At 71.2% G+C, this 10,925-nt stretch carries 13 protein-coding genes; 9 read left to right on the top strand and 4 right to left on the bottom strand.

Translation table 11 applies throughout. The annotated features are described in order from the left end of the window. Positions 1 to 93 precede the first annotated feature (93 nt). The gene (locus tag AH6_RS30475) at positions 94 to 651 is read right to left on the bottom strand and encodes a hypothetical protein (protein WP_067486847.1); all 558 of its coding nucleotides are present in this window, start codon (positions 649 to 651) and stop codon (positions 94 to 96) included. A 282-nt stretch (positions 652 to 933) separates the two neighbouring features. Here AH6_RS30475 and infA point away from each other — a divergent pair, with 282 nt between their 5' ends. The 8 genes from infA to truA all read left to right on the top strand — a co-directional run bounded on the left by infA (position 934) and on the right by truA (position 5,815). After that, entirely contained in the window at positions 934 to 1,155 is a 222-nt protein-coding gene (gene infA, locus AH6_RS30470) for a translation initiation factor IF-1 (protein ID WP_018657567.1), read from the top strand. A 68-nt stretch (positions 1,156 to 1,223) separates the two neighbouring features. Further along, a complete protein-coding gene (rpmJ, locus tag AH6_RS30465) occupies positions 1,224 to 1,337 on the top strand; it encodes a 50S ribosomal protein L36 (RefSeq protein ID WP_021596712.1) in 114 nt (37 codons plus the stop codon). A 211-nt stretch (positions 1,338 to 1,548) separates the two neighbouring features. Next, positions 1,549 to 1,929 carry a 30S ribosomal protein S13 gene (rpsM, locus tag AH6_RS30460; RefSeq protein WP_067486844.1) on the top strand — a complete coding sequence of 127 codons (381 nt, stop codon included), beginning with the start codon at positions 1,549 to 1,551 and terminating at the stop codon, positions 1,927 to 1,929. A gap of 53 nt (positions 1,930 to 1,982) precedes the next feature. After that, the gene (gene rpsK / locus AH6_RS30455) at positions 1,983 to 2,384 is read left to right on the top strand and encodes a 30S ribosomal protein S11 (RefSeq protein ID WP_067486841.1); all 402 of its coding nucleotides are present in this window, start codon (positions 1,983 to 1,985) and stop codon (positions 2,382 to 2,384) included. Between the two features lie 19 nt (positions 2,385 to 2,403). Continuing rightward, positions 2,404 to 3,030: a 30S ribosomal protein S4 gene (gene rpsD / locus AH6_RS30450; RefSeq protein WP_067486838.1), complete on the top strand. Its 627-nt coding sequence runs from the start codon at positions 2,404 to 2,406 to the stop codon at positions 3,028 to 3,030. A gap of 139 nt (positions 3,031 to 3,169) precedes the next feature. Further along, positions 3,170 to 4,183: a DNA-directed RNA polymerase subunit alpha gene (locus tag AH6_RS30445; protein ID WP_067486835.1), complete on the top strand. Its 1,014-nt coding sequence runs from the start codon at positions 3,170 to 3,172 to the stop codon at positions 4,181 to 4,183. A gap of 119 nt (positions 4,184 to 4,302) precedes the next feature. Beyond that, a complete protein-coding gene (gene rplQ / locus AH6_RS30440) occupies positions 4,303 to 4,806 on the top strand; it encodes a 50S ribosomal protein L17 (RefSeq protein ID WP_067486832.1) in 504 nt (167 codons plus the stop codon). Positions 4,807 to 4,951: 145 nt separating this feature from the next. Next, positions 4,952 to 5,815: a tRNA pseudouridine(38-40) synthase TruA gene (gene truA, locus AH6_RS30435; RefSeq protein WP_083983625.1), complete on the top strand. Its 864-nt coding sequence runs from the start codon at positions 4,952 to 4,954 to the stop codon at positions 5,813 to 5,815. 52 nt (positions 5,816 to 5,867) lie between these two features. Here the strand turns inward: truA and AH6_RS30430 are convergent, their stop codons facing one another. Beyond that, positions 5,868 to 7,304: a hypothetical protein gene (locus AH6_RS30430; RefSeq protein WP_067486829.1), complete on the bottom strand. Its 1,437-nt coding sequence runs from the start codon at positions 7,302 to 7,304 to the stop codon at positions 5,868 to 5,870. Positions 7,305 to 7,328: 24 nt separating this feature from the next. Beyond that, entirely contained in the window at positions 7,329 to 8,453 is a 1,125-nt protein-coding gene (locus AH6_RS30425) for a hypothetical protein (RefSeq protein WP_067486826.1), read from the bottom strand. 268 nt (positions 8,454 to 8,721) lie between these two features. On the opposite strand from AH6_RS30425, the gene AH6_RS30420 reads away from it, so the two are divergent. Continuing rightward, a complete protein-coding gene (locus tag AH6_RS30420) occupies positions 8,722 to 9,975 on the top strand; it encodes an RNA-guided endonuclease InsQ/TnpB family protein (RefSeq protein ID WP_067486877.1) in 1,254 nt (417 codons plus the stop codon). 77 nt (positions 9,976 to 10,052) lie between these two features. Here the strand turns inward: AH6_RS30420 and AH6_RS30415 are convergent, their stop codons facing one another. Further along, positions 10,053 to 10,817, bottom strand: coding sequence for a CAP domain-containing protein (locus AH6_RS30415; protein WP_067486823.1), 765 nt, complete (start codon positions 10,815 to 10,817; stop codon positions 10,053 to 10,055). Positions 10,818 to 10,925 lie beyond the last annotated feature (108 nt).

The following is a 10,925-nucleotide window of genomic DNA, read 5'->3' as shown; positions in this document are numbered from 1 at the left end:
TGCCCCCGGCAGGGGGACTCCGTCCCCCTGCACCCCCTGGGGCGGGGTGGGGGTTGGGTTGGGGTTGGGGTTTGTGGTGTGGGCTGGTGGGGGTTAGGCCACGTGGGGGATTACCAGGGACAAGGCTGAGGTGATGTCCTCCGCCTTTGGGGCCACGTCCGGGACCACGTCTCTCAGGGCCAGCCAGCCGTTGATCGCCTGGGCCGTCGGTTTGGCCTCCACCAGGCCCGGGTCCTCGTAGTTGTACCAGGCGGCCACCTTCGACCAGCGCCACAGGCGGTGGCCGCCGGTCGACAGTTCGGCGGCGGGGAAGCCGCCCTGGCCGCGGGCGCCGGTGATCGACAGCCGTACCGAGTCCACGGAGCGGCCCACCCGCTCGGCGATGTCGCGGATGGTCAGCAGGGGGTCCGCCTCGACCCGCAGCACGTGCACCTCCGAGGTGGCGGCCTCCACGTGCTCGACCACCTCCATGATGGCGGCGGCCAGGGTGGGGCCCTCCCAGGTGCAGGAGGCGTTGCCGGGGCGGTCGGCGTGCTGGGGCTCGCTGATGATCGAGACCGTGACCCGGCCCTGGGTGCGGTCGAACAGCGGGTCGAGCTCCTCCTCGTAGAGGGGACGGCTGAGGATCAGCGCGAAGTCATAGCTCGGCATCCGATCCTCCTTGGACGTGCTTCTCTCTTGGAAAGGTACAACGGGCGGGCGCGGTATGCTGGTGTCGGGAGCAGTCTCCGGTGGTGGACCGTGCGACGATTTCGCATCGGGCCCGCCGGTGACGTACACTCCTGTGTCGGTCCGTTTTCGGCCGCCTTCATCCCCGGTGGAACGCCGTCGGCGTCTCATGGGGTTGCGGCCGGCTTCCCTCGGTGGTCCTTCGGGTTATCCGGGCGTTTCGCGGGCCGAGTCCCATGAGCCGATCAGCGAAGCGCGGAGGACATGCCCAAAAAGGAAGGCGCCATCGAGATCGAGGGCACCGTCATCGAGTCGCTCCCGAACGCGATGTTCCGGGTGGAACTCGACAACGGGCACAAGGTGCTCGCCCACATCTCCGGCAAGATGCGGATGCACTACATCCGTATCCTGCCGGACGACCGCGTCGTCGTGGAGCTGAGCCCCTACGACCTCACGCGCGGTCGGATCGTCTACCGCTACAAGTAATCATCCCACTGGGGTTGCCTTCCCCGTGCGTGGCGGCGCGGGGGTGACCCTGATCCCTAGGAGACCCAGTGAAGGTCAAGCCGAGCGTCAAGAAGATCTGCAACAAGTGCCGCGTCATCCGCCGGCACGGCCGGGTCATGGTCATCTGCTCCGACCCGCGCCACAAGCAGCGTCAGGGCTGACGTTCCCACCTGCGTGACCCCGCCCCCGGGCGGGTGACATATCAACGCATCGCAACCTTCGCCCGGCAGCCGCACGACTCATGATCGAGTCGTGCGGCGGCCGCGTGTGAAGGCCCACCCCCGGACGACGGAGGCCGGGGCCGCCACCCTGCACGGGTGTGTGCGGACGCGGTGCGCCAACACCTCCGCCCAATGAAGGGAACCGCCAGCGATGGCACGCCTCCTCGGCGTCGACCTCCCGCGCGACAAGCGTCTTGAGGTCGCTCTCACCTACGTCTTCGGCATCGGCCGTACCCGGGCGCTGGAGACCCTGAAGGGCACCGGCATCTCCGGTGACCTGCGGGTCCACCAGATCGGCGACGACGAGCTGGTCCAGCTCCGCGACTGGATCGAGGCCAACTACAAGATCGAGGGCGACCTCCGCCGCGAGATCCAGGCCGACATCCGCCGCAAGATCGAGATCGGTTGCTACCAGGGCATCCGGCACCGCCGCGGCCTGCCCGTCCACGGTCAGCGCACCCAGACCAACGCGCGCACCCGCAAGGGCAAGAAGAAGACCGTGGCCGGCAAGAAGAAGGCCGGCAAGAAGTAGTCCGCCCGGACCTCGGTCCGAACGGATCGACGACCTCAGAGTAGAGAGAGCAGATGCCTCCTAAGAGCCGTGTCGGCGCCAAGAAGGTGCGCCGCAAGGAAAAGAAGAACGTCGCTCACGGGCACGCCCACATCAAGAGCACGTTCAACAACACCATCGTCTCGATCACCGACCCCAACGGCAACGTGATCTCCTGGGCCTCCTCGGGCCACGTGGGCTTCAAGGGCTCGCGCAAGTCCACCCCGTTCGCCGCGCAGCAGGCCGCCGAGTCGGCCGCCCGGCGCGCGATGGAGCACGGCATGCGCAAGGTCGACGTCTTCGTGAAGGGCCCGGGTTCGGGCCGCGAGACCGCCATCCGCTCGCTGCAGGCGACCGGACTTGAGGTGGGCTCGATCCAGGACGTCACGCCCGTCCCGCACAACGGCTGCCGCCCGCCCAAGCGCCGGCGCGTCTGAGGCAGGGGGATAAGGAAAAATGGCTCGTTACACCGGTGCCGACTGCAAGCTGTGCCGTCGGGAGAAGATGAAGCTGTTCCTCAAGGGCAGCAAGTGCGAGGGCCCCAAGTGCCCGATCGAGATCCGTCCTTACCCGCCGGGTGAGCACGGCCGCGGTCGGCCGAAGGAGACCGAGTACCTGCTCCAGCTCCGCGAGAAGCAGAAGGCCAAGCGCATCTACGGCGTGCTGGAGAAGCAGTTCTCCAACTACTACGTGGAGGCCAACCGCCAGGGCGGCAAGACGGGCGAGAACCTGCTCGTCCTGCTGGAGCGCCGCCTGGACAACGTGGTCTACCGCGCGGGCTTCGCCAAGTCCCGCGACATGGCCCGCCAGCTGATCCGCCACGGCCACATCCGGGTCAACGGCAAGAAGGTCGACATCCCGTCGTACCTGGTCCGTGAGTCCGACATCGTGGACGTCAAGGCCAAGTCGCTGGAGATGACGCCGTTCGCGGTCGCCAAGGCCGAGGTCGGCGAGCGCCAGGTCCCGGCGTGGCTGGGCGTGGACTCCGAGAAGATGCGGATCCTCGTGCACTCCCTGCCGGTCCGGCAGCAGATCGACGCTCCCGTCCAGGAGCAGCTGATCGTCGAGGTCTACTCCAAGTAGCCCTCACCGGGTCCCCCGCGGGGGGATCCGCCTTGTCGCCGGGCGGGCGCGCAGCGGCTGCGCGTCCGCTCCGGCGATACTGGGAAGAACTCCGTTCGCGGTCGTCAAATAGCGGGCACCGCGGGAAGAAGGAAAACCCATGCTCATCGCACAGCGTCCCACCCTCGCCGAAGAGCAGGTGGACGAGTACCGCTCCCGGTTCACCATCGAGCCGCTGGAGCCGGGCTTCGGCTACACCATCGGCAACTCGCTGCGCCGCACCCTGCTGTCCTCGATCCCGGGCGCCGCGGTCACCAGCATCCGCATCGAGGGCGTGCTGCACGAGTTCTCGACCGTCCCGGGGGTCAAGGAGGATGTCACCGACATCATCCTGAACCTCAAGGAGCTGGTCGTCTCCTCCGAGCACGACGAGCCGGTCGTGATGTACCTGCGCAAGCAGGGCCCCGGCGAGGTCACCGCGGCCGACATCGCGCCGCCGGCGGGCGTGGAGGTCCACAACCCGGACCTGCACATCGCCACCCTGAACAACAAGGCCAAGCTGGAGATGGAGCTGACGGTCGAGCGCGGCCGCGGCTACGTCTCGGCGGCCCAGAACAAGCAGCCCGGCCAGGAGATCGGTCGTATCCCGATCGACTCCATCTACTCGCCGGTGCTGAAGGTCACCTACAAGGTCGAGGCGACCCGAGTCGAGCAGCGCACCGACTTCGACCGCCTGATCCTGGACGTGGAGACCAAGCACGCCATGCTGCCGCGCGACGCGGTGGCGTCGGCGGGCAAGACGCTGGTCGAGCTGTTCGGCCTGGCCCGCGAGCTCAACGTCGAGGCCGAGGGCATCGACATGGGCCCGTCGCCGACCGACGCCGCGCTCGCGGCCGACCTGGCGCTGCCGATCGAGGAGCTGAACCTCACGGTCCGCTCCTACAACTGCCTCAAGCGCGAGGGCATCCACTCGGTGGGCGAGCTCGTCGCCCGCAGCGAGCAGGACCTGCTGGACATCCGCAACTTCGGCGCCAAGTCGATCGAGGAAGTCAAGCAGAAGCTCAACGACATGGGGCTGTCGCTGAAGGACTCCCCGCCCGGGTTCGACCCGAGCGCGGCGGCCGACAACTACGGCGACGACGACACCAGCTACGCCGAGACCGAGCAGTACTGATCCCGGCGGGGCGCGGTCTCCGCGCCCGCACTGATCGACCCCGTCCCGGGTCGGGCCTTCCGGCCCGGGACTCCGGCTGACGTCGGTACCTGGTACGGCCGGCGCAGGAAGGAACGACCATGCCTCAGCCCACCAAGGGCGCCCGCCTCGGCGGCAGCGCCGCGCACCAGCGCCTGATCCTGGCCAACCTGGCCACGGCGCTGTTCGAGCACGGCCGCATCACCACCACCGAGGCCAAGGCCCGGCGGGTCCGCCCGCTGGCGGAGAAGCTGATCACCAAGGCCAAGAAGGGCGACCTGCACAACCGTCGCCAGGTGGCCCAGGTGATCCGGGACAAGGGCGTCGTGCACGAGCTCTTCACCGAGATCGCGCCGCGCTTCGAGAATCGTCCCGGCGGCTACACCCGCATCACCAAGATCGGGCCGCGCAAGGGCGACAACGCCCCCATGGCCGTGATCGAGCTGGTGCAGGAGCAGCTCGCGGCCGCCACCGCCAAGCCGGCCGCCAAGGCCGAGCCGGCGAAGGCCGAGGAGCCCGCCAAGGACGAGGCCGACACGCAGGCCGACACCGAGACCGAGGCCCCCGAGGCCAAGGACGAGGCCAAGGCCGAGGACGCCAAGTAAGGCGAAGCGCCACGCGCGGGCCGTCCGGCCCGAGATTGCGCTGAGGCCCGCCGTTCCCGTTACGGGACGGCGGGCCTCATCTTTGCGAGACTTGATCTCCCACCCCGCACCGCACCGTCTCGTTGGACAAGGACACCCCGCCCTCATGACCGCACTGGTACGCCTGCGCCTCGACATCGGCTACGACGGGACGGACTTCGCCGGATGGGCCAGGCAGCCCGGCCAGCGCACCGTCCAGGGCGCCATCGAGGACGCCCTGGCGAAGCTGCTGCGGCTGGACCCGCCGCCCATGCTGACCGTCGCCGGCCGCACCGACGCGGGCGTGCACGCGCGCGGCCAGGTCGCGCACGTGGTGCTGCCCGTCGCGGCCTACTCGGCGGTCAACGGCACGATGCCGCGCCGCCTGGCCGGGCTGCTGCCGCCGGACGTGCGGGTGTGGCGGGTGTCGGTGGCCCCCGAGGGCTTCGACGCCCGGTTCTCGGCCCTGTCGCGCCGCTACGTGTACCGGGTGTGCGACGACCCGGTCGGCGTGGACCCGCTGCGCCGCCACGACGTGTTGTGGCATCCCCGGCCACTGAACCTGGACCGGATGAACGAGGCGGCCCGCCTGATGGTCGGCGAGCACGACTTCGCCGCGTACTGCCGCAAGCGCGAGGGCGCGACGACGATCCGGGAACTGCTGCGCTTCTCGTGGGCGCGCGAGGCCGAGCGGCTCGCGGCGGCGACCGTGCAGGCCGACGCGTTCTGCCACTCGATGGTGCGCGCCCTGGTCGGCGCGCTGCTGGTGGTGGGCGACGGCCGCCGCGACGTGACCTGGCCCGCCGAGGTGCTGGCGACCCGGACGCGGGACTCGGCGGTGAACGTGGCCCCGGCGCACGGCCTCACGCTGGAGGAGATCCGCTACCCGGACGCGGAGGGGCTGGCGCAGCGCGCGCAGGAGACGCGGCGGGTGCGGACGCTGAACGCCACGGTGCCGTCGCTTGGCGAAGGGGAGTCCGAGGACTCCTAGCGGGAACGGGGAACGCCCCGTCGCGCACGCGCGCGACGGGGCGTTCGACGTCTCAGCGTCCGGCGCGGGCCTCGATGGGGCGCACGCCCAGGTCGATGAACTGGCGGGCGGCGTCCCGGAGCGTGGTGTCGCCGGTGCGGGCCTTCTTGCCGTTGGCGTACTGGGCATAGGCGTAGACGATGTAGCGGCCGCGCACGGTGCTCAGCGCGTACCCGCCCGCCTGGTCGATCTGCTGGGAGTTCTTCCCGGCCATGCCGCGGAACCACTCGTAGGCGGCGGGGTCGCCGACCTTGCTCACCCGCAGCGCGACGGGCCGGTTCGGCATCACCGCGATGCCGGTGGTGACGGCCAGGGACTTCGCACCGTCCAGATAGGTGACGCGGACGACGCTGCGGCAGCCCTCCTGGGTCAGCGTCTGCGCCATCACGCCGCGCGCGGCGAGTGAGCAGCGGTGGTTGACCGAGGTGCGGTCGCGCACGTACGGGCGTCCGCCGACCGTCACGTTCGGTTGCGGGAACGCCTCGGTGAGCGCGAGCGGCCGGGTGTCGGTCTTCTCGCTGGTGATGTCGACGGGCGCGGGCGGCGGGGGCTGCTGCGGGGCGGGCTTGGCGGCCGGGGCCGAGACGCGGGCCTTGGCGGGTTTGGCGGGCTTGTCGTCGCCGCTCCCGGCGACCGCGAAGACCGCGACCGCGACGATCAGGGCGGCGGCCGCGCCGCCGCCGATCAGCAGCGGGCGGCGGTCGCGCTTGCCGCCAGAGGGCTCCGCGTGGAGGGGGCCGGAGCCGAAGATGCCGCCGGGGCCGCTGTCGCCGGGCTTGACGGCGGGCTGGGGAGCGGTCCGCTCGCCGGGCTCGGCGTCGATCGGGAGGCCGCCCTCGGCGTGGGAGACGGGCGTGATCACCGTGGGCTGCGGCTCGGGCTCGCCGGCGGGCTCGTCCGCCTGCGGAACGGGCTGGGCCTGCGGGATCGGCGTGGTGCTGTCGGCGGGCGGGGTGACGCCGGGCGGGAGGATGGCGTCCGGGACCAGGACGGGGGAGAGCGCGCCGCCCGTCCCGTTCCCGGGCCGCCGGGCCTCGGGGGGCATGACGGGGATGCCGTCGGGGTCGGTGTCGGCGAACGCGGAGGGGCCCGGCGAGGCGACGGCCGGAACCGGTCGGCGCGGCACCGCGCCGCGGGTGTCGACCTGCGTCGCGCCGCGCCCGGCCACCAGCGCGCCCGGCAGCGCGACGTCGCCCGTCGCCAGGGGCGCGGGCCCGGCGTCGTCCGGGGCTCGCGCGTCGTCGGGGCGGGACGGCTCCGGGCTCGCGGGCGCGGCGCCTCCGGCGTCGTCCTCGGACGCCCACCAGGGCTTCTGCAGCCCGAAGGGAGGCAGGCGCAGCGCTTCGGCGGCCTGGCCGGGGGACTCCGGCGCGGAGCCGGACTCCCCGAAACTGGGCGGCGCCGGGGAGGCCGGAGCTTCGGTCTCCCCGGGGTCGTTAGGTCCAGACATAGGCAGACAGGGTATTCATACCGTTCAGTTTCGGAAGGGTTTGCCTTCGGTTTCCCGGTAGTGCAGGGCGAAGCTGAGGTTGCTGCCCTGGATGACCTGCTGGGCGAACGCCTTCACGGCGGGGTGCGCGGTGGTGGGGATCTTCTTGCCGTCCGGCCGCTGCACCCAGGTCATCACCAGGTAGTGGCCCCGCACCTCGGCGGTGCCGAGCGCCTCGCCCTTGCCGAGGGTACTGGTGGAGCCCGCGCCCGGCAGCGGTTGCAGGAAGGCGTCCTTGGCGAGGGCGGCCTGCCGGGCGACCTTGGCGGCGTTCTCGGTCCTGAGGTTCAGGATGCCGACCGAGCCGATCAGCTTGCGGTCGGTGCGGGCGTAGGAGGCGCGCAGCGCCTGGCTGCACCCGCCCTTCTTGAGCACGCTGACCAGCTTGGCCCCGGTGACGGTGCCGGTGCAGCCCTTGGTGGCCTTGGCCCCGGCCCGCACGTACTTCTGGCCGCCCGCCTTGAAGGACGACTTGCCGAACACCTCGCCCAGCGACAGGGGCTTGGGGTCGGTCTGGCGGCTCTTCAGCTTGACCGGCACGAACGTGGGCGACGGCGGGGCACTGGGCTTGGCCGCGGGCTTCTGCTTGGCGGCGGGCGGGGTGGGGGACTTGGCGGGCTTGGGGTCGTCCTTGAGCATCGCCGAGGCCCCGACGCCGCCGCCGATCAGCAGCACGCCCGCGACCAGCGAACCGCCGATGATCAGGGGCAGGTTGCGGCGCTTGCCGCGCCCCGGCGGGGTGGGCCCGGAACCGGACCCGCCGTCGTCGAACCGGTCACCGCCGTACCCGCCGCCGAACGGCTCCTGCCCGAACTGGTCCTGCTGCCCGAACTGGTCACGCTGCCCGGGGCGGTCCTGCTGGCCGAACTGGTCGTGCTGCCCGAAGGAGCCGCCGCCGTCGCCGAACGAACGTGTCCGCTCGGTGGTCTCGTCCGCGTCGTCCGCCCAGGAGGCGCCCGCGCCGCCGCCGCGCGGAGCGAAGGGCGCCTCGTCCTTCGCGGCGTCGAACGGCGCCGGCTCCGGACGTCCGGCGCCGGGACCGTACGGCTCGTGCGGCGGCTGCTCGGGAGGCCAGCCGCCGGATTTGCCTTGATCGCCCGGATAACCCATGGCTTGGACCTTACCGTTCCCTATCCAAGGCTCTGGACCGACAGAACATCCAGCATGACCCATTTTCGAGAGGTGGACGGGCTGTTCGGAAGAGACGCTCACTTCTCTCTTCAGGTGCCGCGAGGTGAGGTTGCGCAAGGACTACGAGAAGACGCGTCCGAAGACGCCACCGGACGGGCCGTGGATGGATGGGGAGTCGACGCCGCGAGACGCGGCAAGGTTTTCGATTCCGTTGCGACCGATCTTCTTCGCCGTTATGTTCGATGACGTGCAGCTTCGTTATCGTTACCGCTTGTATCCGACGCCTGGTCAGCGTGTTGCGCTGGCGCGTGCGTTCGGGTGTGCGCGGGTGGTGTTCAACGACGGGTTGCGCGCCCGGCAGGCCGCCCATGCTGCGGGCCTGCCCTACATCGGTGACACCGATCTGCAGAAGCAGGTGATCACCCGGGCGAAGCTGACTCCTGAACGGGCGTGGCTGGGCGAGGTGTCCAGCGTCGTGCTGGTCCAGGCGTTGGCCGATCTGCACGTGGCCTACCGGAACTTCTTCGCCTCACTGGCAGGCGAGCGAAAGGGCCCCGAGATCGCCGCGCCGAGGTTCCGGTCCCGCAAGGACGTGCGGCAGTCCGTTCGGCTGACCCGCAACGGATTCCGTGTGCGGCCCGGCGGCCGGTTGCGTGTGGCCAAGGTCGGTGAGATCAAGGTGCGGTGGTCGCGGCCGCTGCCGTCCGAGCCGTCCAGCGTGACCGTGGTCCGGGATGCGGCCGGGCGTTACTTCGCCTCGTTCGTGGTCGAGGTGGAAGACGAGCCGCTGCCGGCCGGTGGGCGGGAGGTGGGCGTCGATCTGGGTCTGGCGGATTTCGCGGTGTTGTCGGACGGCACCAAGATCTCCAATCCGCGGTGGTTGCGCAGCCGTGAACGCAAGCTCAAGCGCGCTCAGCAGGCCCTGTCCCGTACCCAGAAGGGATCACGCAACCGCGGCAAGGCCGCGCGCCGGGTCGCCAAGGCGCATGCCAGAGCCGCCGATGCGCGCCGTGAGTTCCATCATCAGCTCTCCAGTTGGCTGGTCCGCGACAACCAAGCGGTCTATGTGGAGACGCTGAGCGTCAAGGGGCTGGCGCGTACCCGGCAGGCGCGCGGCGTGCATGACGCCGGGTGGGCGGCGTTCGTGCGGATGCTGGAGTACAAGGCCGCCCGCCACGGCCGCACCGTCGCCAAGGTGGCGCGGGATTTCCCGTCCACTCAGCTGTGCTCGCAGTGCGGACGGCGCGACGGCCCCAAGCCTTTGCGCGTCCGTGCCTGGGCCTGTCCGGGATGCGGGGCCCGGCATGATCGTGACCACAACGCCGCCCGCAACGTCCTGCACGAAGGACGACGCCTCACCTCCAGCACCGTCGCCGCCGGATGTACCCCTGCTCAGGGGCATGCGGAGACGCCAAACGCCTGTGGAGAACCGGTGAGACCACCGTTCGCGGTGGCGCGGTTCGTCGAACCAGGAACCCGCCAGAAGCCGGAGGCCGCCTGACAGGCGACCTCCGGCAGGCTGGGATCTCTGTCTTCCGGGGCAGAGAGGACGTCAAATGGGGGCGAACTGGGCTCTGGTTACTTCCAGCCGAAGTTCTGCGTCCACCAGGGGCCGCCGGAACCGTTGGCCATGCCCACGCCGATGGCGCGGAGCTTGCAGTTGAGGATGTTGGCGCGGTGGCCGGGGCTCTTCATCCAGCCCGCGACGACGGCCTCGGCGGACGAGTAACCCCTGGCGATGTTCTCCGCGCCGCCGCCGCCGGTGTACCCGGCGTCCTCCATGCGCTTCCAGGGGCTGTCGCCGTTGCGGGAGGTGTGGTCGAGGTAATTGTGCTTGGCCATGTCGGCGGAGTGGCGCCGCGCGGCGAGGGCCAGGTGGGAGTCGGTGCGCAGTGCGCCGCATCCGGCCTTGGCGCGCTCCTTGTTGGTGAGCGTGACCACAGCGCCTTCGGGGCCGCTGGCTCCGGGGGCGGGGGCGGTTCCGCCGCCTCCGCCGCCGTTGTCGGTGCCGTTCCCGGGGCGGGGGGTGGTGGACGTGGAGGGGGAGGGCTTGGGGGAGGCGGACGCGGTGGGGATGGCGCCGCGCAGGGGCTTGAGCGGCAGGCGCGGGTCGCCGAGTCCGCCGCCCGCCGACGGGGCGCTGGTGGGGCGGGCGCTGGGGGCGGCGTTGGACGGGGCCCTGTCCTCGGGGAGCGGCGAGGTGGAGGCGGAGTCGGGCCGGGGGGCCGCGCCGTGCGCGGAGGCGGGCTCGGTGCCCAGCTCGGGCAGGACGACGCGGTCGAGCGCGAAGCCGGCGCCGATGGCGAGGCTGGCGCCGGTGACGGCGGCCACGGTGATGATCATGGACTTGGCGCGCCGGCGTGGGCGGGCGGCGGCTGCGGGCCTCGGGCGGGTGGGGCGCGGCCGTCCGGGGCCGGGGCGGCTTGGACGGCTGGAACCGAGCTGCTCGGA

The organism is Actinomadura hibisca NBRC 15177, assembly GCF_001552635.1.
Taxonomy (GTDB): domain Bacteria; phylum Actinomycetota; class Actinomycetes; order Streptosporangiales; family Streptosporangiaceae; genus Spirillospora; species Spirillospora hibisca.
Note: the sequence above shows the minus strand (reverse complement) of the source record. Positions and strands in the feature narration are given on the sequence as shown.